20 protein-coding genes are annotated in these 23,240 nt (G+C 64.7%); 7 read left to right on the top strand and 13 right to left on the bottom strand.

Annotated elements, in window-relative coordinates; genetic code table 11:
• The first annotated feature begins 140 nt into the window (after window positions 1-140).
• Complete coding sequence (locus AC2A04_RS16330) at window positions 141-1,019, top strand: energy transducer TonB (protein WP_484213416.1); 879 nt, start codon at window positions 141-143, stop codon at window positions 1,017-1,019.
• Between the two features lie 217 nt (window positions 1,020-1,236).
• Here AC2A04_RS16330 and AC2A04_RS16325 read toward each other — a convergent pair whose 3' ends face one another.
• Together AC2A04_RS16325 and AC2A04_RS16320 are read right to left on the bottom strand one after the other, a co-directional pair.
• Window positions 1,237-2,217 carry a sugar phosphate isomerase/epimerase family protein gene (locus AC2A04_RS16325; RefSeq protein ID WP_484213415.1) on the bottom strand — a complete coding sequence of 327 codons (981 nt, stop codon included), beginning with the start codon at window positions 2,215-2,217 and terminating at the stop codon, window positions 1,237-1,239.
• The gene (locus AC2A04_RS16320) at window positions 2,217-3,437 is read right to left on the bottom strand and encodes an MFS transporter (protein ID WP_484213414.1); all 1,221 of its coding nucleotides are present in this window, start codon (window positions 3,435-3,437) and stop codon (window positions 2,217-2,219) included. The genes AC2A04_RS16325 and AC2A04_RS16320 overlap by 1 nt, the downstream gene beginning before the upstream one ends.
• Before the next feature lie 89 nt (window positions 3,438-3,526).
• Here AC2A04_RS16320 and AC2A04_RS16315 point away from each other — a divergent pair, with 89 nt between their 5' ends.
• Window positions 3,527-4,069 (top strand): gluconate 2-dehydrogenase subunit 3 family protein, encoded by a 543-nt coding sequence (locus AC2A04_RS16315; protein ID WP_484213413.1) that lies wholly within the window; start codon window positions 3,527-3,529, stop codon window positions 4,067-4,069.
• Window positions 4,070-4,089: 20 nt separating this feature from the next.
• The gene (locus AC2A04_RS16310) at window positions 4,090-5,781 is read left to right on the top strand and encodes a GMC oxidoreductase (protein WP_484213412.1); all 1,692 of its coding nucleotides are present in this window, start codon (window positions 4,090-4,092) and stop codon (window positions 5,779-5,781) included.
• Window positions 5,782-5,866: 85 nt separating this feature from the next.
• Here AC2A04_RS16310 and xylA read toward each other — a convergent pair whose 3' ends face one another.
• Window positions 5,867-7,180: a xylose isomerase gene (gene xylA / locus AC2A04_RS16305; protein WP_484213411.1), complete on the bottom strand. Its 1,314-nt coding sequence runs from the start codon at window positions 7,178-7,180 to the stop codon at window positions 5,867-5,869.
• An 11-nt stretch (window positions 7,181-7,191) separates the two neighbouring features.
• A complete protein-coding gene (gene xylB / locus AC2A04_RS16300; RefSeq protein ID WP_484213410.1) occupies window positions 7,192-8,631 on the bottom strand; it encodes a xylulokinase in 1,440 nt (479 codons plus the stop codon).
• 111 nt (window positions 8,632-8,742) lie between these two features.
• On the opposite strand from xylB, the gene AC2A04_RS16295 reads away from it, so the two are divergent.
• Window positions 8,743-9,810: a LacI family DNA-binding transcriptional regulator gene (locus AC2A04_RS16295; protein ID WP_484213409.1), complete on the top strand. Its 1,068-nt coding sequence runs from the start codon at window positions 8,743-8,745 to the stop codon at window positions 9,808-9,810.
• Between the two features lie 23 nt (window positions 9,811-9,833).
• Complete coding sequence (locus AC2A04_RS16290; protein WP_484213408.1) at window positions 9,834-11,240, top strand: sugar porter family MFS transporter; 1,407 nt, start codon at window positions 9,834-9,836, stop codon at window positions 11,238-11,240.
• Between the two features lie 62 nt (window positions 11,241-11,302).
• On the opposite strand, the gene AC2A04_RS16285 is transcribed toward AC2A04_RS16290, so the two are convergent.
• The 3 genes from AC2A04_RS16285 to AC2A04_RS16275 all read right to left on the bottom strand — a co-directional run bounded on the left by AC2A04_RS16285 (window position 11,303) and on the right by AC2A04_RS16275 (window position 14,559).
• Window positions 11,303-12,868, bottom strand: a complete 1,566-nt coding sequence (locus tag AC2A04_RS16285) for an acyl-CoA synthetase (protein WP_484213407.1) — start codon at window positions 12,866-12,868, stop codon at window positions 11,303-11,305.
• 95 nt (window positions 12,869-12,963) lie between these two features.
• Window positions 12,964-13,518 (bottom strand): fasciclin domain-containing protein, encoded by a 555-nt coding sequence (locus tag AC2A04_RS16280; protein ID WP_484213406.1) that lies wholly within the window; start codon window positions 13,516-13,518, stop codon window positions 12,964-12,966.
• Window positions 13,519-13,542: 24 nt separating this feature from the next.
• The gene (locus AC2A04_RS16275; protein WP_484213405.1) at window positions 13,543-14,559 is read right to left on the bottom strand and encodes a hypothetical protein; all 1,017 of its coding nucleotides are present in this window, start codon (window positions 14,557-14,559) and stop codon (window positions 13,543-13,545) included.
• 160 nt (window positions 14,560-14,719) lie between these two features.
• Here AC2A04_RS16275 and AC2A04_RS16270 point away from each other — a divergent pair, with 160 nt between their 5' ends.
• A complete protein-coding gene (locus AC2A04_RS16270) occupies window positions 14,720-15,400 on the top strand; it encodes a spermidine synthase (RefSeq protein ID WP_484213404.1) in 681 nt (226 codons plus the stop codon).
• Window positions 15,401-15,594: 194 nt separating this feature from the next.
• Here AC2A04_RS16270 and AC2A04_RS16265 read toward each other — a convergent pair whose 3' ends face one another.
• Both AC2A04_RS16265 and AC2A04_RS16260 read right to left on the bottom strand, forming a co-directional pair.
• Window positions 15,595-16,590, bottom strand: coding sequence for an aldo/keto reductase (locus AC2A04_RS16265; protein WP_484213403.1), 996 nt, complete (start codon window positions 16,588-16,590; stop codon window positions 15,595-15,597).
• Between the two features lie 12 nt (window positions 16,591-16,602).
• Window positions 16,603-16,902 (bottom strand): lipocalin-like domain-containing protein, encoded by a 300-nt coding sequence (locus AC2A04_RS16260; protein WP_484213402.1) that lies wholly within the window; start codon window positions 16,900-16,902, stop codon window positions 16,603-16,605.
• Window positions 16,903-17,131: 229 nt separating this feature from the next.
• Here AC2A04_RS16260 and AC2A04_RS16255 point away from each other — a divergent pair, with 229 nt between their 5' ends.
• The gene (locus AC2A04_RS16255) at window positions 17,132-18,073 is read left to right on the top strand and encodes an AraC family transcriptional regulator (protein WP_484213401.1); all 942 of its coding nucleotides are present in this window, start codon (window positions 17,132-17,134) and stop codon (window positions 18,071-18,073) included.
• 227 nt (window positions 18,074-18,300) lie between these two features.
• Here AC2A04_RS16255 and AC2A04_RS16250 read toward each other — a convergent pair whose 3' ends face one another.
• From AC2A04_RS16250 to AC2A04_RS16235, 4 genes are all read right to left on the bottom strand, one after another.
• Window positions 18,301-19,014 carry a M23 family metallopeptidase gene (locus AC2A04_RS16250; protein WP_484213400.1) on the bottom strand — a complete coding sequence of 238 codons (714 nt, stop codon included), beginning with the start codon at window positions 19,012-19,014 and terminating at the stop codon, window positions 18,301-18,303.
• Between the two features lie 194 nt (window positions 19,015-19,208).
• A complete protein-coding gene (locus tag AC2A04_RS16245) occupies window positions 19,209-20,000 on the bottom strand; it encodes a ferritin-like domain-containing protein (RefSeq protein ID WP_484213399.1) in 792 nt (263 codons plus the stop codon).
• Between the two features lie 84 nt (window positions 20,001-20,084).
• A complete protein-coding gene (locus tag AC2A04_RS16240) occupies window positions 20,085-20,555 on the bottom strand; it encodes a peroxiredoxin (RefSeq protein WP_484213398.1) in 471 nt (156 codons plus the stop codon).
• A complete protein-coding gene (locus AC2A04_RS16235) occupies window positions 20,552-23,215 on the bottom strand; it encodes a bifunctional [glutamine synthetase] adenylyltransferase/[glutamine synthetase]-adenylyl-L-tyrosine phosphorylase (protein WP_484213427.1) in 2,664 nt (887 codons plus the stop codon). Before AC2A04_RS16235 ends, AC2A04_RS16240 begins: the two co-directional genes overlap by 4 nt.
• Between the last annotated feature and the right edge of the window lie 25 nt (window positions 23,216-23,240).

The raw sequence follows: 23,240 nt of genomic DNA, 5'->3' as shown, positions 1-23,240 counted from the left end.
CGAACTCACGGGCAAGCTGTAAACACCAGCAGCCTTGCGCAAGCCAGAAAAGGCCTCGCAGCAATGCGGGGCCTTCTTTGTTGTGCCGCTGGATTGATCGCTCTTGTGCCTGCAGATGTCGGACGATAGCCATCGAATCCATGAAACGATCCGTAGTCTGGAGTGTGTGCGCTGCGGCGTGCCTGTCCTCGATGCAAGGTCTGGCGAAAGAGCCTGTGGTTCTCGAACCCAGCACGAAATGGCATGTCGTTTACGAAGACGACAACTGTCGGCTTGCAAGAGCGTTTGGTGAAGGCGAATCCAGAATCATCCTGTCATTCGACCAAACGTCACCCGTCAGCAAATTCCGGCCGACGATTTCGGGCCCGCCGGTAAAGGCTCTGATCGGACCGCGCACTGGCGTCAGCGCAGCTTTCGGGGAAAAGGAAAAACTCGTACCGGTTGGGAGCGCATTGCCCGGCACCACCGGAGCCGACAAGCAGCCCATGCTCGTCCTCAATCCGCTCGATCTGCTTAATCGCCAAAGCAACGAAGATATGAGTGCAGGAGCCCCGCCAACGCCAGATCAACTGAAGTCGATCGAGCATTTCAAAGTGGCCAGAGGCGGCAAGCTGCTTGTCCTGCACATCGGACCTCTGCCGAAGGCGCTTGCGACGCTGGCGACGTGCACCTCCGATCTCGTCAAGCTCTGGGGCCTTGATCCCGAGCAGCAAGCCGCGCTCACGTCGCGTCCCGTCCCCAGTCAGAATCCGGCAAGCTGGCTGAGAAGCGACGACTACCCCGGCTCTGCATTACGTGGGGGACGCAGCGCGACAATCGCCTTCCGTCTCATGGTCGACGCCACTGGCGCGCCGTCCGCCTGCAAGATTCAGACGGCCATCAGTTCCCCGGAGTTTATCGAGCATACGTGCAAACTCCTGATCAGGAGGGCGCGATTCTCACCCGCTCGGGATGCGGCAGGTGCGGCCAGTCCAAGTTACTACGTCAACTCCGTCAATTGGGTGATGCCAGGGCTATAATTGCAAAATACGCAATTGCTTTGCCGTCCTTCGCACTTGCGGGATGGCGCCAGGAATCGCAAATAGGTGAGGCCTTTCAGGCATCCTCTCCCAAACTTTCAAGGGCTGGCCTTCGGGCCAGCCTTTCTTTTTTGCGCAACTGACTCGCAGGTCAGCAGACGCGAAAAAGGGGAGCCTTTTGACTCCCCCTCTCCTTGTTCAGACTTTGAAGTTTGCGTCAGGCGACGAATCGCGACAGGAACGCGTGGCTCTTGGTGACGGCCGCGAGGCGGTCCATCGTGAACGGTGGCTCCTGCTCGACGTAGAAGTGCTCGACACCGGCAGCTAGCGCGGCGGGCAGGATCTTTGCCCACTGCAACCTGCCCGAGCCCACTTCGGTCGGGTCCTGGCTCATCACGTAGTTGGTCTTGGTGGTGGCCTTGACGTCCTTGACGTGGACAGCCTTGACCCGGCCCTTCAGCCTGGCGAGTTCGGCTGCGGGATCGAGGCCCGCGGCCGAAGTCCAGCCAAGGTCCAGTTCGAAGTTGACGAGCGAGGGATCGGTTTCCTTCATCAGGATGTCCCAGCCAGTCGTCCCGCCATCGAGCGGGGCGAATTCCATGTTGTGATTGTGATAGCCGAGCTTGATCCCGAACGGGCGCAGCGCCGCGGCGCGCTCGTTCAACAGCGCGGCAGTGCGCTTCCAGTGGTCGGCACCGGCGGCGCGCAGGGCATCACCGATGGCCACTTGCGGGTTCACGCCTTCGGGGATCGAGAATCCTTCGGGCAGGGGGCACAGCGGCAGGAACACCTGGTAGATGCCCAATGCGTTCAGGCCATCGGCAATCTGCTGGGCAGGGCTCATCAGATTGAGCGCGCCGCCGGTGAAAGGGCCAGGCATGTTCATGTGGATCGAGGAGAAACGCACGCCCGCCTTGTCGGCTGCGGCGCGAAGGTCCGCAGGCGATCGATTGTAGAAGTTGGGCAGCTCGATGTCGGTAAGGCCGATTGCGGCGAGCTTTGCCAAGGTTCCATCAAGGTCCTTCGTCGGCATGTCGCCCAGTGCATAGAGCTGGAGCCCGATCGGCTTGCCGATGCGCTGGAAGAAGGGCTTGCCGCGCATCGACCGGGCAAGGGCTTCTGTCCCGGTCACTGCGAGAGTGCCCGCAGCGCCAAGTGCGGCGAGGAGCGAGCGGCGGTCAATCTTGGTGGTGTGCATCAGGCGATCTCCACGCCCTTGGCGGGCCCATGGGTGTCAGGTCGGAAGGCAACGAGCAGAAGCAGCGCGCCGAGTGCGGCAAGGCCTGCCGGAACGAGGAAGACGGTGGTGTAATCGACCTTGCCGTCCGGCCCCGTCAAAGCCGCGACGATGGCGGGAAAGGCAAAGCTTGCCACCATGTTGCCCACGCCCAGGATCAGCAGGTTGAACAGCCCCTGCGCCGATGAGCGGACGTCCTTGGGGAAGGCCTCGTCAACGAAGATGTAGACCGTGGCGAAGAAGAACGCGTAGCAGATTCCGTGCAGCAGCTGGACCGCGATGATCGCAGGAATGCTGTCGGCCAGGAAAGAGAACGCAAGGAATCGCGCCGCGTGGCCGAGGATTCCGACGATCATCGTCCAGCGCCATCCAAGCCGGGCCAGGACCGTGCCAAGCACGAGCATGGTAAGGATCTCGGCCACCTGGCCCAGGCTCAGCACCACCATCGAGAGATTGCCTGCGATCCCCACGCGGTTGGTGAGGAATGCGTCCGACAGCACGAAGTAGCCATTGTGCACGACCGAATCGATGAAAGTGACGAGGAATAGCACGGCGACCACCGGCTTTTTCAGCAGGCTGAATGCCCGGCGCCATGCCAGCTTGTCGACATCGCCCCCGGTCTTGGGCGGGGTGTGGGGCAGGGTTAGCGAGAAGGCCGCCATTACGAAGGAGATCACCGCCGCGACGATGAAGATCGAGCGGACCTGCGAAGCGTCGGCATGCGCGCCCAGAATGAAAACGAAGGGCCAGCTCGCCATGATCCAGCCGACCGTGCCGCCCGAACGGACCGAGCCGAATTCGGCCGGGTTGGGCAAATGGGTGAAGGCCACGGTGTTGGTCACCGACAGCGTGGGCACGTAGACCAGGCTGTAGATCATGTAACAGGCGAAGAACGGTACGAAGCTCTGGCTGAAGGCCACGCCGAGCAGGGCGAGGCCGCCGATCAGGTGACTGCCCGCCAGAAACCGCTCAGCCGAGAAGCTGCGATCGGCGAACTGATTCGAGAAGAAGATCCCGATGACCGAGGCGATCCCCCAGCAAGTGCCGACCAGGCCTTGCTGGCCGGCGCTGAATCCCAGCATGCCCATGTAGGGGAACAGCTTGGGCGCCCAGGCGCCCCAGACCGCCAACTGAAGCGCCATCATGGCGAACAGGCGAATTTTTAGTGACAGCGTTGACAATTTCAGCCCCTCGATCCCATACCTTTTGTCGAGGATAGTTGCCGGAACGCGGCAAAGACGCAACAGCGAATCGGTCGGGAGAGGTGGAAATGCAGTCATTGCCTTTGGAGAGGCGCAATTTTCTCGGCGCCCTTGCCGGCCTTCTGGGCGTCGCGGCGCTTCCTGCAGGGGCGCTTGCCGCTCCCGCCGCGCCCGCGTTGTCCAAGGAACGGATGCAATTGATCGCGGCCGTGGCGGAAAGCTATATCCCGCGCACGGATACGCCCGGCGCTGCCGATGTCGGGGTGCCGGGTCTGTTTGCGGCCATGCTGGCGAACTGGGCTGCTCCTGACACCAAGACGGCCTTCCTTGGCCGGCTCGACGCCATCGATGCGGCGGCGCGTGCCGAGGCGGGCAAGCCCTTTGCCAAGCTGACTGCCAAGCAGAAGAACGCCGTTCTCAAGGCCTACGATGCCGCGAACTTCGCCGCGCCAGACTACAAGCGCATGCGCGATCTCTTCGTGATACTTTATTACAACTCGGAACCCGGCGCGACCGTCGAGCTGCGCTACGAACATGCCCCCGGCCCGTTCGAGCCTTCCATCCCCATGACAGCCCAGACGCGTGCCTGGGCCGGCATGTCGTTCTTTTAAGCTCGCCAGGGGAGAGAAACATGTTTGACGCAATCGTCATCGGCTCGGGTATGAGCGGCGGCATCGCTGCCAAGGAACTGTGTGAGCGCGGGCTCAAGACGCTGGTCATCGAGCGTGGCCGCAAGCTGGAACACGGCACGTCCTATTCCGACTGGATGCAGCCCTGGCAGGTGCCCAATGCGGGCGGCATTCCCGAAGAAGAGCTGGCGCGCGACTACCAGATCCAGCGCAACTGCTATGCCGTGTCCACCGCCACGAAGCAGTACTGGGTCAAGGACAGCGAGCATCCCTATTCGATGCCCGAGGACAAGCCGTTCTGGTGGATCCGCGGCTATCATCTCGGCGGGCGCTCGATCATGTGGGGACGCCAGACCTACCGCATGTCCGAGATGGATTTCGAATCCAATGCGCGTGACGGCCACGGGGCCGACTGGCCGATCCGCTACGCCGATCTCGCGCCGTGGTACGACCATGTCGAGGAGTTCATCGGGGTATCGGGTTCGCAGGAAGGCCTGGCCCAGCTGCCTGACGGCAAGTTCCTGCCCGCGATGGCCATGAACGACGGGGAAAAGGCGTTCAAGGCCGCGGTCGAAAGCCGGTATGACGATCGCAAGGTGATCATCGGCCGCTGCGCTCACCTGACCGAGCCCAAGGAGCACCACACCGCGCTGGGCCGCAACCAGTGCATGAACCGTTCGCTGTGCGAGCGCGGCTGTTCGCTGGGCGCCTACCATTCGAGCCTTTCGTCCTCGCTTCCCGCTGCCGAGGCGACCGGCAATCTCACGATCGTGACCGACGCGATCGCGCATTCGATCATCACCGACCCCAAGACCGGCAAGGCCACCGGCGTGCGGGTGATTGATCAGAACACCAAGGAAGGCCGCGTTTACGAGGCCAAGGTCATCTTCCTCAACGCATCGACCATTCCTACCGCGCAGATCCTGCTCAATTCGAAGAGCGAAGCGCACCCGCGCGGTCTGGCCAATTCCTCGGACATGGTCGGCCGCAACCTTACCGATCACCTCTACGGGCTCGGCTTTGCGGCGCGCATGCCGGGGCCCGATACCGTCTACAAGGGACGTCGCCCGAACGGGCTGTACATCCCGCGCTATCGCAACCTTCCGGGCAAGACGGACAATGCGGACTTCGTGCGCGGCTATGGCTTCCAAGGCTCTGTCCAGCGCCAGAGCTGGCGGACGAATGCGGGATCGGCGCCCGGCGTGGGCGAGGAGCTCAAGGCGCGCGTCCGTCACCCGGGCGATTGGTTTGCCTTCTTCAGCGGTTTCGGCGAGATGCTGCCCGACCCGAACAACCGCGTAACGCTGCACGCCTCGAAGGTGGACCAGTGGGGCATCCCGCTCGTCCACATCGATTGCGCGCATGGCGAGAACGAGAAGAAGATGTCGCGCGCCATTCTTGACGACGGCAAGGCGCTGGTCGAGGCAGCCGGCGGCGAGATCTTCATGGTGCGTGACAAGCTTGTGCCCCCGGGCCTTGGCATTCACGAGATGGGCACCGCAACGATGGGCAAGGACCCCAGGACCTCGGTGCTCAACAAGTACAACCAGGCTCACGACGTGCCGAACCTGTTCGTCACCGACGGTGCAGCCATGGCTTCGGGCGGATGCCAGAATCCGTCGCTGACCTACATGGCCCTGTCGGCCCGCGCCGCCCACCACGCGGCAGAGTTCCTGAAGGCCGGCACGATCTGACGCTTGTCATGATCGATTGAAACGGAAAGGGCCGGGGAAGCAGCAGCGCTTCCCCGGCCCTTTCTCGTTGCGATGGCGATGGCGATCAGATCCGATTGATCAGGTTTTCGCACCATTCCTGACGGCCCGACTTGCGCACCGGCGCCAGATCACGCGCCACGGCAACATCGGCAATGCTGCCAAGCGAGGCGTCGGGTGCGTGGATGGCGCGACCAAGGTCACCCTGCCATCCGGCATAGCGCGCGGCGCGGAAGGCATCGAGCCTGCCGTCCTCGATCAGTGCGGCGGCCTTGATCAGCGCGTGGGCGATCGTGTCGATGCCGCCGATGTGCCCGTGGAACAGGTCCGCCGCATCGATCGACTGGCGCCGCACCTTGGCATCGAAGTTGAAGCCCCCGTCGGTGAAGCCGCCGGCACGCACCAGTTCCAGCAGCGCCAGCGTCAGTTCCTCGACCGAGTTGGGGAATTGATCGGTGTCCCAGCCGTTCTGGTGGTCGCCGCGGTTCGCGTCGATAGAGCCCAGAATGCCGAGAGCGCGGGCCATCGCCAGTTCGTGTTCGAAAGTATGACCCGAAAGCGTGGCGTGATTGGCCTCGATGTTGACCTTGACCTCGTTCTCGAGGCCGAAGCGCTTGAGGAAGCCGTAGACCGTCTGGGTGTCGAAATCGTACTGGTGCTTGGTCGGCTCGTGCGGCTTGGGTTCGATCAGGATCGTGCCCGCAAATCCGATGCGATGCTTGTGATCGACCACCAGTTGCAGGAACCGCCCGAAGTTCTCCTGCTCGATCCCGATCTCGGTGTTGAGGATGGTATCGTAGCCCTCGCGCCCGCCCCACAGCACATAATTCGCGCCGCCAAGACGGTGCGTGGCCTCCAGCGCGTCACGCACCTGGCTTGCGGCCCAGGCGAAGACCTCGGGGTCCGGATTGGTCGCAGCACCTGCCATGTAGCGCGGATGACCGAAAAGGTTCGCCGTGCCCCACAGCAGTTTGCGGCCGTGGCGGCCCTGCAGTTCCTCTAGATGATCGACCGCCTCGGCAAAGCTCTTGCGGAAATCGCCGATGCTTTCGGCTTCGGCCATCACGTCGACATCGTGGAAGCAGTAGAACGGCACGTCGAGCTTCTCGACGAAGGCGAGGGCGGCCTCGCGCTTGGCGGCAGCATTGGTCGCGTCCATCGGGCCTTGCAGCCAGGGACGGACGAATGTGCCCGCGCCAAACACGTCGCTGCCCGGCCAGCAGAACGTGTGCCACATGCACACGGCAAAGCGCAGATGGTCCTCCATGCGCTTGCCCAGGATTACGCGGTCCTTGTCGTACCAGCGATAGGCAAGGTCGTTGTCGCTGTCCGGCCCTTCGTAGCGGACCGTGGCGAAATCGGCGAAATAGTCGGCGGACATCAGGTTCCCTTTCAAAGACGACGGACGGCACCATAGGCGGCGCGGAAGGCGGCAAGCTTGGGGGCAAGGCGATCAGCGAGATCGACGTCAGGTTCGATCGAGTGGGCGAGCGGTGGGCGCGTGCAGACATCGGCCGGTTCGGCACCGGTCGCCGCGATCTGTGCCAGCCGTGCCGCGCCAAGTGCCGGGCCGACTTCGCCGCCTTCGAGATAATCGAGCCGCACGCCCAGCACCGAGGCGATAATACGCCCCCAGTGCCGCGACCTCGCACCACCGCCGATAACGCTGAGAGCCGAAACTTCGGTGCCCGCCTCGCGCAGGGCGTCGAGCCCGTCGGCATGGGCGAACGCCACGCCCTCGAGCACGGCCGCCGCCAGATGCTCCGGCCCGGTGTCGTTGCCGAGCCGGAGGAATGCGCCGCGCACAGCAGGATCGTTGTGCGGGGTGCGCTCGCCCGAGAGATAGGGCAGGAACAGTTCCGGCCCGCTGGCAGGCCCGGCCTGTTCTGCCAGGGCGAGCAGGCCCGGTACGTCCACGCTGGCAAGGCGCGCCGCCCAGTCGAGGCAACTCGCGGCGGACAGGTGCACGCTCATCTGGTGCCACATGGCGGGCAGGCTATGGCAGAAGGCATGGACCGCGCGCGCCGGATTGGGGCGAAAGTCGCGTGTCGCCACGAAGATCACGCCCGAAGTGCCGAGCGAGAGCAGCGCATCGCCATCATTGATCACGCCGACGCCCACGGCACCTGCGACATTGTCACCACCGCCTGCGGCCACGGGCACGCGGCCCATGCCCCAGCGCGCCGCAACGTCTGCCGAAAGAACGCCGGTCGGCACGGTTCCTTCGTAAAGGCGCGGCATCTGCGCACGCGCAAGACCCGTCGCCTCCAGCATCGCGTCCGACCAGTCGCGCGCCGCGCAGTCCAGCCACAGCGTGCCCGCGCTGTCGGCCATGTCGGACGCCTTGTCCCCGGTCAGGCACAGCCGCACATAATCCTTGGGCAGAAGCACGGTGCGAACCTGCGCGAAGGTCTCCGGCTCGGCCTTGCGCAGCCACGCGAGCTTTGGCGCGGTGAAACCGGGCATGGCGATGTTGCCGGTGATCGTGCGAGTGCGCGGCTCGGTCGTTTCCACTTCGGCGCATTCGGCAAAGCTGCGACCATCGTTCCACAGGATGGCCGGCCGCAGCGGCCTGTCGTCCGCGCCGAGCAGCGTCGCGCCGTGCATCTGGCCGGCAAGGCCGATAGCCCTTGTGGCGGCGCGCAAGTCTGGCGGGAGCGCCATCACGGCGCGCTCGGTTGCCTGTACCCACGAATCCGGATCCTGCTCCGACCACATCGGATGGGGCCGGCTGACGTCGAGTGGCGCAGTCGCCTGCGCTGCAAGCGTGCCGCCTTCGTCCAGCAGCACGGCCTTCACACCCGACGTGCCGACATCGATTCCCAGATACATGCTTGCGTCTTCCCGCTTCCGTCTCCACTATTGAAGTTAGCGCTAACATGGCGGTGATGGCAAGAGCCTGTTTGACCTGCTGGCGCAAGCCGCTAGCAAGGAGGGACGATGGTGTCCGTGAACGTTCCCAATCAGCCCAGACAATCCAGGCGGCGTGTCGGCGCAGGCGTGACCGTGGCTGACGTGGCGCGCGCGGCGGGCGTTTCGGCCATGACCGTCAGCCGCGTCACGAACTGCGATGCGAACGTCGCCAAGACCACTCGCGAAAAAGTCGAACAGGCGATTGCGGCGCTCGGCTACATCCCCAATCCGGCGGCGCGCAGCCTTGCCGGAGCCCGGCAGACCCGCATCGCCCTGATCCACGCCAACCCCAGCGCGGCCTATCTCAGCGAGGTGCTGATGGGCTGCCTTGCGCAGGCCACGGCAAGCGACGCGATGATCGTGGTCGAACAGCACGATCCGCCCGAGGAGACCCGCGATCTCGTCGCGCGCCTGCGCAAGCATCGCATCGATGCCGTGCTGTTGCCGCCCCCCTTGTGCGACGATGCAGGCGTGATCGCCGCGCTCGAGGCTGAAGGACTGGCGCTCGCCCGGATCGCCACCGGCGCGCCCGCCACGGCAGGCCATGCCGTGACCATTGACGACCGGGCGGCTGCCTGCGCCATGACCACGCGTCTGATCGGCCTTGGCCATCGGCGCATCGGCTTCATCGCCGGCCACCCCAACCAGACCGCCAGCGCCCTGCGGCGGGCGGGCTACGAGGCGGCTCTCGCGCAGGCAGGCATCGCGCTCGATCCCGAACTCGTTGCGCAGGGCGATTTCACCTATCGCTCCGGGCTTGTTGCGGCCGGGCATCTGCTGTCGCTTGCCCAACGGCCCACTGCGCTCTTCGCCAGCAATGACGACATGGCGGCCGCCAGCGTCTCGGCCGCACATCGGCTGGGCCTCGAGGTGCCGCGCGATCTTTCGGTCGCCGGTTTCGACGATACCGCCATGGCGACCGCGACCTGGCCCGAACTGACCACGGTGCGCCAGCCGGTGACCGCGATGGCCCAGTCCGCCGTGCGCCTGCTGGTCGAATCGCTGCGCCGGGGCGAGTCGTTCCAGCCGCAGCACGAGCGGCTCGATTACCATTTGATTCTGCGCGGTTCCGACGGACCGGCGCCGGTTTCACGATAACCCGCAAAGGGAAGGGGAGAAGGATGTCAGGACAAACGCAGACCAGTAGCAACATGGGCTTCATCGGCCTGATCGTTGCTGTCGCCACGATCGGCGGCTTCATGTTCGGCTATGATTCAGGGGCGATCAACGGGACGCAGGACGGGCTCAAGCACGCCTTCGGGCTGGGCGAGGCGGAACTCGGCCTTACCGTCAGCGCCCTGCTGCCGGGTTGCGCGCTCGGCGCGTTCCTTGCCGGGCGGTTCGCCGACATCTGGGGCCGTCGCGCGGTGATGATGATGGCCGCTGCCCTGTTTCTGGTGTCGGCGCTGGCCTCGGGCGCTGCACCATCGGCCCTGATCCTTGCCTTTGCGCGCTTCATTGCCGGTGCGGCCGTGGGCGCGGCCAGCGTGCTTTCTCCGGCCTATATTTCCGAGGTGACGCCGGCGCACATCCGCGGCCGCCTTTCGAGCGCGCAGCAGGTGATGATCATCTCGGGGCTTACCGGCGCGTTCCTCGCGAACTACTGGCTGGCGGGCGCTGCGGGTTCGTCGCTCGGCGCGTTCTGGGGCGGCTACCCCGCCTGGCGCTGGATGTTCTGGGTCCAGGCCGTGCCTGCGCTGCTATTCCTCGTCACGCTCATGCTGATCCCCGAAAGCCCGCGCTTCCTCGTCGCAAAGGGCCGCCACGACGAAGCCCGCAGCGTTCTCGGGCGGCTGTTCGGCACCGACACCGCCGATATCAAGCTCGCCGAGATCCGCGCCTCGCTGGCCAGCGATCACCAGCCAAGCCTTGCCGACATCGCCAAGCCCGGCGGCGGCTGGCGTCCGATCGTCTGGGTCGGCATCGGCCTTGCCGTGTTCCAGCAGCTCGTCGGCATCAACGTCGTGTTCTATTATGGCGCGGTGCTGTGGCAGGCGGTGGGCTTCTCCGAGGCCGACGCGCTCAAGATCAACATTCTCTCGGGCGTCGTCTCGATCGCGGCCTGCCTCGTCTCCATCGGACTTGTCGACAAGATCGGGCGCAAGCCACTGCTGCTGATCGGCTCTGCGGGGATGACCGTCACGCTCGGCATCCTGGCCTGGTGCTTTGCGCAGGCGACGACCGGGGCCGATGGCGCGCTGGTGCTGCCTGAAGGCGTCGGCACGATCGCGCTTTACGCTGCCAATATCTACGTGGTGTTCTTCAACATGAGCTGGGGCCCGGTGATGTGGGTCATGCTGGGCGAGATGTTCCCCAACCAGATGCGCGGGTCAGCGCTTGCCGTGGCGGGCGCGGCACAGTGGCTGGCCAATTTCGCGGTCAGTTCCAGCTTCCCGTGGATGGCCAGCAACATCGGCCTGCCGGTGACATATACCGCCTACACCGTGTTCGCAGGAATCTCGCTCGTGTTCGTCGCCCGTTCGGTCAACGAGACCAAGGGCAAGGAGCTCGAGGCGATGGAAGGCTGAAAGCGCGCTGCCGCTCGTCCTTGTGAAAGCAGGCGGCAGCGGCGGTACGCGCTGCGCCCGGGTCAAGCTGTGGTGCCGTCCTGCGCCTTCTGGCGATATTCATCGCGCAACAGGCGCTTGAACAGCTTGCCGGTCGGCTCGCGCGGCAACTCAGGCCGGAAATCGATCTGGCGCGGCATCTTCATGCGCGAAAGCTGCGGCGCGAGCCATTCGGTGAGTTCCGTCGCCAGCGCAGGCCCGGCCTCGGCCATGTCGCGCGGCTGGACGATCGCGACCACGCGTTCGCCCATGTCCGGGTCGGGCGCGCCGATCACGGCAACGTCGGCCACCTTGGGATGCGTAACCAGCAGGTTCTCGATCTCCTGCGGGTAGATGTTCACGCCGCCCGATATGATCATGAAGCTCTTGCGGTCGGTCAGGTACAGGAAGCCGTCCTCGTCCACCCAGCCCACATCGCCAAGGCTGGTCCAGCCATGCTTGTTGGTGGCATCGCGCGTCTTGTCGGGATCGTTGTGGTAGCTGAACGGGCTGCCGCCTTCGAAGAACACCTGGCCCTCGCTCCGCGCCGGAACCACGTCTCCGCTTTCGTCGCAGATGCGGATCGTGCCGAGCAGCGCCCGCCCGACCGAGCCGGGCCGCTGCAGCCACTCCTCGGCAGAGATATAGGTGAACCCGTTGCCCTCCGTCCCGGCATAGTATTCGCGGATCACCGGCCCCCACCAGTCGATCATCGCCTGCTTGATCGGTACCGGACACGGCGCTGCGGCATGGATCGCGCATTTCAGGCTCGAGATGTCGTGGCGGGTGCGGACTTCCTCGGGCAGCTTGAGCATGCGGATGAAGTGCGTGGGCACCCACTGGCTGTCGGTCACCTTGAAGCGCTCGATCAGGGCCAGGGCCTGTTCGGGATCGAACTTCTCCATGACAACCACGGTGCCGCCCAGCCGGTGGACGGTCATCGACCAGCGCAGCGGTGCCGCGTGATAGAGGGGCGCGGGCGAGAGATAGACGGCATCGCCGGTAATGCCGAAGGCCTGGCTGGCCAGCCCGATCAGCGAATTGACCCCGCCGATCTCGGGGTCCTCGGGCAAGGGAATGCGCACGCCCTTGGGCTTGCCGGTCGTGCCCGAGGAATAGAGCATGTCGCACCCGGCGCGCTCGTCCGCAATCGGTGTGTCGGGCATGGCCGCCAGCACGTCGTCGAGCGATTGCGCCCCGCTCCCGCCAAAGCGCAAGTGCGGGATTTCGGGCGCAAGCGCGGCCACTTCGTCGAGCAGGCCTGCCGTCGCCGCCGATCCCACGATCAGGCGACTGCCGCTGTCGCGCGCGATATAGGCAATCTCCGGCGCAGCCAGCCGGTTCGAAACCGCCACATAGACCAGACCCGCACGCTGCGCGCCCCACGTCACGGTGAACAGGTCTGCCGAATTCTCGAAACACAGCGCGATGGTATCGCCGACTTGCAGGCCCCGCGCGCGCATCGCCTGGGCAAAGCGGTTGGACGACGCCTCAAGCTCGGCATAGGTCACGACCTTGCCGCTGCCGCCCATGATGATCGCCGGTCGCTGTGGATTGCGCGCCGAATGGTACTTGGGATGCAAATGCACCGGCAGGCCCTCTCGAGTCATGCAGCTTTTCGCTGCGGTTTTCGAGATCTTAACCGATCACTTAATTTGCGCAAGCCCCGAGAACATTGCCACGCAATCCGTACGTGCACGCTGGCTTAGGGAGTTGGAAGAACCCGATCGATGGGGAAGATCACCCCGTTGGTAGCGACAATCGGTCGTCCGACGATCCGCGGCGCATCCTCGCCATCGCCCAGGCGAATCATGTCGCCTTCCTTGCGGACCTTGATCGGCGCCGCGCCGACGCTGGCGACAGTGATCGTGCCCCCTGCGCGGGCCAGCGCAGTGTCGAGATCGGCCTGGCTCATGTAGCCCGGCGAGACATGGCTGCTCAACAGGGCGACAAGCTGCGCCCGGCCGGACTCGCTCTCGAGCGCGGTCCTCTCGCTTTCGGGCATGGCCGCAATCGCGGCATTGGTCGGCGCGAACATGGTATAGCTGCCGACCCCGCCGAAGGTCTTGTCGAGCCCCGCCGCCTTGACCAGTTTCGCGGTTGACGAAAGGTCGTCCACCTTGTCGAGCGATTGGGCCAGCGGGCTGCTCGCCGCCGGATCGCCGCTGGTCGCCGATGCAGCGGGCGATGCCTCGTCGCCCTTGTCGCAGGCTCCCAGCGTAAGAGCGGCGACCACGATCGCCATTGTCCAACGTGCCATTATTTTACTCCCCTGTTTTTCGCGTCAGACCAGCAGTTCGATCACGGCCCGCACCAGCTGCGTGGTCGGGTCCACTTCGTAGACGTAGCCATCGCTGTAGCGGTAATAGGCGTCCTCCCGGTCGACATAGCGATCACGGTAGTCGAGCGGGACGTTATAGACATCGTAGCCCGCAGGAATGCGCTGGCCGACGCTCCAGCGGTCGCCCGTGAGGAGGCCCGCGATGCCATCGATCTGGCCATTGCGCGGATCGACCGCGAAAATCGCATTCTGCGCGACGCGATAGTCGTAGCTGCCGCCATAGCCGTAATAGCGGTCGTAATACTGCGGCGCTTCATATCCGGTGTACTGCTCGGGCCAGATCTGGCCACCGAACAGGGCCCCGCCCACCAGCGGAATGAGCGTGGCGATCAGCCCGCCATTGCCGACGCGGTAGAGATAGCCATTGCTCGTCCGCCAGTCGTACCCGTCGTCGCGGTACCGGACCGGATACCAGTTCGACCAGCCGTCATAGCGATCGAGCGTGCGGACCTGCCCCGGAGGCAGGCAGCCGTTGTTCTTGCGCGCCAGTCCCGGCGGGCACCAACTGGCAGTCGGGATGACGAAGGACCGGTCATCATAGCGATAGCGCTTTCCGTCCCAGGTCCGGTCGACGAACAGGCGGGAATTGTCACGCCACCCATCGCGGCCTTTCGAAACCTTTATGCGAACGTCGTTTGACCCGGCGCCGCGGTCGCGCTCTGCAACGCGTTCGATCACGCGATCGCCCTTGTCCTTCCTGTCGGGACCCTTGCCGTCGAAGGACCGGTCGTCCTTCCGGTCCGGACCCTTCGCCATTTTGCGATCGTTGCCGGGTGCGGCCTTGTCGGCCCTCGCCTCGGCCTTGCCCGATCCCTTCACGGCATGGCCCTGGGCATGCTCCTTGTGCCCGCCGCCGCCGTTACCGCCGCCATTGCCGCCACCGTTGCCCTTGCCCTGGGCCAGAGCGGGCGTGCCCAGCACCAGCGATGTTGCGCTGGCCAAAAGAAGGATCATCCGCATTGTCGCTCTCCGCCAAAACTGTCGGCGCTGGAACGGTCCGTCCTGCCGACAGGTTCCCGCACGGACCGCGATCGAGCGGGCGCGGCGGAAATGCACTCTTCCCATCGCGCCTGTGGTATGCTCCACGCCAGCCGACCAACGCCTGACCGGAGCCTTACCCTTGATCGCACGCGAATTGCTTGGAAGCGCCCAGGTGCCGGGAGGCGAGGAGCTGCGGCTGTACCGCCACGATCGCGATTTCATGATCGTGCTCGACCGCAACGAACTGATGAGCACGCGCATGAGCGGCTCGGAAGTCGCGCTCGCGGAGTTGAGCTGCGCGCGCATCGCCGGGGCTGCCCGCCCCGCCATGCTGATCGGCGGCTACGGCATGGGCTTCACCTTGCGCGCTGCGTTGAACAAGCTGCCGGGCGACGCCCATGTCACCGTGGCCGAACTGGTGCCCGAGATCATCCACTGGGCACGCGGGCCCATGGCAGAGGTCGCCGCAGGCTGCCTCGACGATCCGCGCGTCCGGCTGGTGATGACCGACGTCGCCGATGTGATCCGCGCCAACGGATTGAATGTCGGCGGCACCGGCTACGACGCGATCCTGCTCGATGTCGACAACGGCCCCGACGGCCTCGTCCGCAGCGAGAACAACCAGCTCTACTCCACCCGCGGCCTGCGCGCCGCCCAATCCGCCCTGCGCCCCGGCGGCGTGCTGGCGATCTGGTCCGCGGCCAAAGACCCCAACTTCACCCAACGCCTCAAACACGTCGGCTTCGACGTCGAAGAAGTAGAAGTCCGCGCCCGCGCCAACGGCAAAGGCGCCCGCCACGTGATCTGGTTCGCGCGATAGGTTTCTGGTGTTTTTTGTTGGTGGAGTGAATGGCAGGTTACGACCAAATCTGGACGCTCACATCAGCCCGTATGAACGTCCAGATCTGAGAAATGCAGCCCTACGGGTTAGACAAGTTGGTCTGCCGTGAGGCGAACTCTCCACCGACATGGTACAAGTTCAGTTCCGGCGGAGGGCAATGGTGCTTGTTTCGTTCAATGTTCACTCATAGCCTCGATGTTGTCGGGGTAGCGGGCGCCCTGAATGTCGATAGCTGCGGCCGCCTGTTCGATGTCGGCAAGGTCGCTGGCCGCCAGGGTCAGGTTCGCACCCGCGATGTTTTCGGCAAGGCGTTCGGCCATGCGGGTGCCCGGAATGGGCACGATCGACGGGCGCTGTGCCAGAAGCCATGCCAGCGCTACCTGCGCGGGGCTGGCATTGTGGCGGGCGGCAATTCGGCCAAGCAGATCCACCAAGGCCTGGTTGGCGGCACGCGCCTCAGGAGCGAAGCGAGGAATGGAATTACGGATATCGACGCCGGGGAACTCCGTCGCAGGGTCGATCTTTCCGGTGAGGAAGCCTTTGCCCAGCGGACTGAACGGGACAAAACCAATGCCCAATTCGTCCAGCACTGGCAGGACATGGGTCTCAGGCTGGCGATACCACAAAGAATATTCGCTTTGCAGCGCCGTCACGGGGATAACGGCATGAGCGCGGCGGATGGTCTCCACGCCAGCCTCCGAAAGACCGAAATGGAGCACTTTGCCCTCGGTAATCAGGTCGCCCACTGTGCCGGCCACATCCTCGATGGGCACAGCCGGGTCGACACGATGCTGGTAGAACAGGTCGATGACGTCGCTACGCAGACGCTTGAGCGAAGCTTCGCACACGCGTCGAATCTGCTCGGGACGGCTGTCGAGGCCGCCATGGCCGGTGTGTCCGGCATAGCCGATGTCAAAGCCGAACTTGGTGGCGATCACCACTTGATCTCGCACCGGCGCCAAGGCCTCGCCCAGCAATTCCTCGTTGGTGTAGGGGCCGTAAACTTCGGCGGTGTCGAAGAAGGTCACCCCCAGTTCTACCGCCTTGCGCAGCAGTGCGATATTGTCGGAACGCTCGCCTGCGGGGCCATAGTGCACCGAGGACATACCCATCGCGCCATAACCGATGGCCGACACTTCGAGCCCTTGGCCCAGAATACGCTTTTGCATGTGTGTGTCCTTTTAGGGGCGCTGCCAGACGACGCGCCAATGTTCGGCCGGATTGGTGGAGGTGATGATAAGGCGATTGCCTTCCATCCGGATCGCGCGGGGCAGATCGCGCCCGACCAGATCGCGCACCAGCGCGCCATCAACATGGAACACCAAGCTCTTGCCATCAGGTGCCAGTTTGAACGTGCCATAGGAGGCTTCGTAGCCTCCGTGGGAATAGGCGTTGATCACGCTTTCCGGCAGCATGACCTGCACCGCCATATGGCCATCTTCCGTCAGCGTCAGCAGGCCGCAACAAGGCGTGGACTGCACCTGCCCATTGGCCCCGGGTTGCTCGAGGCTGGCAATCCGCCATGCGCCCAGAATATCCGGGCGAGTTTGAGCGGAGGCAGAGGCAGTCAGTGTGCCGGTCAAAATGGCAGCCAGTAAGACAAGGCGAGGCAGCATCTGTTTTCCTTTGTGGCCGAGTATGGAGGCTGTTTAGCCGAAGCGTGCCTTTCGGGCTTTCCTGATCCTGCCCGATATTTGCCTGATCCTCTGAATGCTGGAAATCCTTCTTGCCAGCTTGCGCCTGCCTGCGCAAAATCACAGCATGTCGGATACCCCTAGCCAATCGCCATACATCGGCAAGTTGCCTCAAGTTATTCTGGCGCATACGCCAGAGGTGGGCGAGAATGCCACGGCTATCAGCGGCCTTTCACTTTATCGCCGGATTGCCCAAACCCCTTGTTATCGGGCAATTTATGATCCCAGCCTGACGCTGTTCGCGCAAGGACGCAAGGCGGTGAATGTAGGCGGGGTGGATTATCAGGGCATGGCCGGGCGGTTTCTGATCTCCTCGGTCGACTTGCCGGTGCAAAGCCAGGTTATCGAAGCCAGCCCTGAAAAGCCGTTGCTCTCGATGTTGCTCTCGATCGACAGTGCCATGTTGCGCGAGGTGATCGCACAGCAAGAGCCGCAGCCGGTAAGACCGGTGCAAGGCGCTTTGGCATTGGGCGAAGCGCCGCTTAGCCTTATGGACGCCTGCGCGCGGCTGGTCGGCCTGCTCGACCGCCCACAAGACATCGGCTTTATGGCGCCGCTGATCCAGCGCGAAATCCTCTACCGCTTGTTGCAAACCCCGCAGGCCGCACGTCTGCGCGCCATCGCCTCGGCCAGCGATCACAGCCACCGCACCGCCCGCGCTATCGGCTGGTTGCGCCGCAACTATGACCAGCCACTGCGGATCGACGCGCTGGCTGATTTGGCCAGTATGGGGGTATCGACTCTGCACCACCATTTTCGCGCACTGACCGCGATGAGCCCGTTGCAATATCAAAAGCAACTGCGCCTGCAGGCCGCCCGCGAAAAGATGATTGGCGGTCTGGACGCCACCGGCGCGGCATATGCTGTAGGCTATGAAAGCGTCAGCCAGTTCAACCGCGAATATGCCCGGCTATTCGGGCAACCCCCATTGCGGGACATGAAAGCATTCAATGCTTAAAGTGTGATCGACAGCATCAAATGGCAGCTCTCCAACTGAAAGCCGTCCTTCGCGTGCTCAAACGCGAATGACCGCAAAGTCCCAAAAGCAGTCATTGCGCATGTGTCCTAGGTCCAACTCCTTCTCCCACGCCTCAATCCGCTACCCCGCTCCAAATAGAAAAGGGCGCCGTCACCGGCGCCCTTTTCCGCATCCTCTCCAAGATGCTTCGTACTGACCGGGGCGGTTTATTCCGGACCACCGCGTCCTTCGGCCGGGTTGTTGCTGGCATAGACCTTGGCGTTGTCCTGCAGGTAGGGGACCGGGTTGACCGCTTCACCGGCAACGCGGACTTCGTAGTGCAGGTGCGGGCCGGTCGAGCGGCCGGTCGAACCGACGTAGCCGATGATGTCGCCCTTGCGGACCTGCTGCCCTTCGGCAACGGCAACGCGCGACATGTGGCCGTAACGGGTTTCCATCGCGCCGCCATGATCGAGGCTGACGAACAGGCCGTAGCCGCCGAACCAGTCAGCCTTTTCGACAACGCCATCGGCGCTGGCGCGGATCGGGGTGCCGGTGGCGGCGGCAAGGTCGATACCCTTGTGCGCGCGGCGGCCGCCGAGGACCGGGTGGACGCGCATGCCGTAGCCGCTGGTCAGGTGCGAAACGAAGACCGGCGCCAGCGACGGGATCGAGACGCCGGAGCGGCGGATCGTCGTGGGCTTGGCGGCCGAGGGAAGGATGCCGTTGTCGAGCTGCTGCCAGCTGGCGAAGAGGCGGCGGAATTCTTCGTCGCCACGATCGGCCGAGACGCCTGCCTTGGCAGCTTCGGCGGCGCGAAGCGGAGCGGCGATGTCGGCAGAAGCGGCGCTGTTGGCAAGCGCCGGAGCGGCAGAAGAGAAGAAGGCAACGGCAGCGAAGGCACCGAGAGCAGTCTTGAAGGTTTTGCTGTTGAACAACATTACGACCCGTACGACCTTTTGTCTGCGATCCGGTCTTGCCGTTGCGGCATTTTCGACCGGCGCGCGCTGAAACCCCCAGAGCGAGCCCGTTTTGCAACGACAAGCCGGTTAGGGCCTGCCGTTTCGGGTTTATTTCAAGATTGGTCGGAACCCCCCGCCATCTCGTGATTTGGGGGTAGAGGACGGGGGCGCGGTCAGGCAACCCCTGCCATGAATTCGCGCGACAGACCGGCTTGATGACGCGCCGAGTCGTTGAACGGTGGCTTAACGGCCCCGCGAAAGTGCTGCGCGACCAGCCTTTTCCACGCGGTCGGCGGTGATTCCTGGCGCTTTTGGCATATCGCGACGAAATGTGTTGTGCCGAAGCGCACATGGCGGATTTCGTCGTCAAGGATTCGTTGCAGGATGCGCGCCGACCGCTCGTCACCTGCCGACGCGAACCGCGCGATGGTCTGCGGCGATACGTCCAGCGCACGGGCCTCCAGCACCATCGGCACGATCGCGAGCCGCGCCGCCACATCGTGCGCCGTCTCGCGCGCGGCCTCCCACAATCCGTCGTGCGCGGGCAATGCGCCATAGGACGTGCCCAGCGTCCGCAGCCGCCGCGCCAGCAGCGCAAAGTGCATCGCCTCGTCCGCCGCGACCGAAAGCCAGTCGTCGACGAAGCCGCGTCCCATCTCCGCCCCGAAGCGCCCCGCGGCATCGAGCGCCAGGTCGATCGCCACGAACTCGATGTGCGCCAGCGCGTGAAGCAGCGCGATCCTCCCGTGCTCCGATCCGCGCCCGCGCCTGGGCATTTCCGCTGGCGCAAGCAGGACCGGCGCATCGGGACGGGCGGGCACATCCGGCATCGCGCAATCGAAGGTAAAGTCCAACCGGCCGGCGCGCCACATGCGCTCGACCTCGCGCGCGGCCATGACCTTTGCGGTCGGCTCGGCGGTCAGCATCGCGGCGCGGATGGCGCCTGAAAGGGATTGTCGGGTCATGGACTGTCCGGGAATGCGGCAAGCGGGTGGATAATGGAGGCTACCCCCCGTCTACCCCCCACCTACTCCCCTTCTACCGCCTGTCTATCCGCGCGCGGCCGCGAGGACTTCGGCGGCGTGGCCCTTGACCTTCACCTTGTTCCACATGCGGGCGATCTTTCCTGCTTCATCAACAAGATAGGTCGTGCGCTCCATGCCCATGTAGGTGCGCCCATACATCGATTTCTCGGTCCAGATGCCCAGCGCGTCCGAAACGCCCCCTTCCTCGGCATCGCTGGCCAGCGGCGCTGTGAGGCCGTGCTTCGCGGCGAACTTGACGTGCTTCTTGGGCGGGTCCTTGCTGACACCGAGCACGGCTATGCCGGCGCTCCGGAATTCACCGTAAAGCTCCGAAAAGTCCTTGTTTTCCGTTGTGCAGCCGGGTGTGTCATCCTTGGGATAGAAGAACACGACGAGCTTGCTGCCGGCAAAGTCCGATGCCTTGATGGCCGCGCCGTCGGGCGCCGTCATCGCGATATCGGGAAACGCATCTCCCACACCCAGCCGCTCGCTCATTCCTCAATCTCCACAACACTATCAAACACTTGCGCCCAGGCTGCCGCGACCTGTCGCCGCGCTTCGAGTACGGCAGCGAGCAACTCGTCCCAATTTTCCAACCCGCACGATCGCGCCACGATAGCCCGGCTCGCCTCGGGCGGGAACATGCCATCGGGGGCAACCAGCCGGACGACCACCAGCAACCGTGCCATCAGATCGTGCGCCGCCCGGATGCCTTCTGGCAAAAGCCCTGCAATTTCAAGGGCGAGAGCGGCCTCTCCGAGGTCCGGAGTCCGCGCAATGTGATCGCGCAACTGGAGGAAGTGGACCATGAACTCGATGTCGACCAGCCCGCCCCGCGCCAGCTTGACGTCGAGCGGTCCCTTGGGCGGCTTGTGCTGCGCCATGGTCGCGCGCATTTCCAGAACGTCGTCGCGCAGCTTTGGCGGATCGCGAGGAATATCAAGCACCTGCTGGATCGTTGCGCAAAGCCGGGCGCGATCTTCGCTCGGGCCAAGCATCGGCCGGGCACGGCACAGCGCCATGTGCTCCCACGTCCAGGCATCCTCGCGCTGGTATCGCGCAAAGCTTTCGAAACTCACGGAAATCGGACCCTGTGCCCCCGAGGGACGCAGGCGCGTATCGACCTCGTAAAGCGCGCCCGCCGCCGTCGGCACCGAGAGCGCGGCGATCACCCGCTGGGCAAGGCGATTGTAGTAGAGCGTCGCGCCCAAAGGCCGGCGACCGTCAGATTCGGCGGCATGATCGCCGCTGAACAGGAAGATCAGGTCGAGGTCCGAGGCATGGGTCAGCGCCGCGCCGCCCAGCCGTCCAAGGCCGAGAATGGCGAGACTGCTGCCCGGCACATCGCCGTGATTCTGGCGGAATTCCTCGATCGCCGCACGGCCCAGCACTTCGATTGCGGCCTCGGCGACGCGCGAGAGTGCGGCCGCGACCTCGAGCGGATCTCGCTGCCCTTCGATGAGCTGGACGCCGAGGGCAAAGCGCATCTCGCTTACCCGGACGCGGACGGTGTCGAGAAGGCGCTGGTAATCGTCGCCTGCCTCACCGCGCGCGAGTTCGCTGGCGATTTCCGCGACGTCGCCGGGCAGATCGAAGGCGGAGCGGTCGATCAAGGTGTCGAGCAGGTCGGACCGGCGGGCGAGTTCGTCAGCCAGCGCAGGAGCATGGGCGAGGATGCGCATGACCACGGCAAGCAGGCCCGGACGCGCTTCGAGCAGGCGGAAGACGTTGATCGCGCTCGGAAGTCCTGCCAGCAACTGTTCCCAGCGCAACAGCGCGCGGTCGGGGTCGGGCGCTTCGGCAAGTGCGCGCAGCAGTTGTGGGCGGATGCGGGCGAAGGCCTCGCGCGCCTCGGCCGAGCGCAGGCAGCGGTACTGGCCGCCTTCCCATGTCGAGACGCGTTCGGCAAAGACATCGGTGACGGGCGGAGCCTCGACCTGGACCGCACCGGTGGGGGCGTAAGTCTCGATCAGGGCATCGAAGCGGCGACCGACCAGGTCGGAAATCTGCGCCAGTTCGGAGATCAGCGCCGCGCCATCGGACAAGCCCTCGAGGCGCGCAACGCCTTCAAGCGAGGCGGGATCGGTCGGTAGCGAATGGGTCTGGTGGTCCGAGACCATCTGCAAACGGTGTTCGAGTGTGCGCAGGCGATCGTAGCTATCCCCCATGACGCGCGCATCCTCTGCCGAGATGATGCCGGCATCGGCCAAGGCATCTAGACTGGCGCGGGTACCGCGCAGACGCAAAGCGGGATTGCGGCCGCCGTGGATCAGCTGGTGGGTCTGGGCGAAGAATTCGACTTCGCGAATGCCGCCGCGCCCACGCTTGAGGTCATAGCCGGGGCCGATCGCCTGTCCTGCCGAATAGTGATCGCGGATGCGCGTGGTGAGACGGCCGATCTCGGCAATCGCGCCGAAATCGAGGCTGCGGCGCCAGACGAAAGGGCGGATCGTGTCGAGGAAAGCCTGCCCCGCCGCGACATCGCCCGACGCGGCGCGGGCGCGGATGTAGGCGGCGCGCTCCCACGCCAGGGCACTGGATTCGTAGTGCGTGATCGCCGCTTCGAAGGGCAAGGCGAGCGGGCTGACTTCGGAGGCGGGTCTCAGGCGAAGATCGACGCGGAAGACGTATCCCTCCGACGTGACGTTCGACATGATTTCCATCAACGCCCGCGCCACGCGCTGGGCAGCCTCGGCCGGATCGTCGCGTTCGCGCCGGGGCAGGGTGTCCGGGTCATAGAGCAGGATCGGGTCGATGTCGGACGAGTAGTTCAGCTCCTGCGCACCGTGCTTGCCGAGCGCGATGGCAGAGAAGCCTGCAGGCTCTGCATCGGGCACACGGCGGCGGATTGCAGCGGCGATCGCGGCATCGAGCGAACGGTCGGCGAAATCGGAGAGTTCGGTGACAACGCGGGAGAGCGGGAACACGCCGGCAAGGTCGCCGATGGCAAGGACCAGCGCCAGAGCAAGGCGTTCGCGCCGCAGCGCGACGGCGGTGTCTTCGATGCCGCCTCCGGCGGCTCGGGCCTGGGCGAGGGCCTGTTCGACTTTGCCGTTGGCGAGCAGGGCTTCGAGTTCGGGCAAGCGGTCCAGCGCCAGCGACAGGAACGGAGCATGGGCGCGAGCACGCGAAATGGCATTGGGCAGGTCGGTCATTGCGTTGCCGGAATGAACCGGATGG

The organism is Novosphingobium sp. HNCC26DJ243 (genome assembly GCF_057180545.1).
This window is presented reverse-complemented; position numbering and strand designations above follow the sequence as displayed.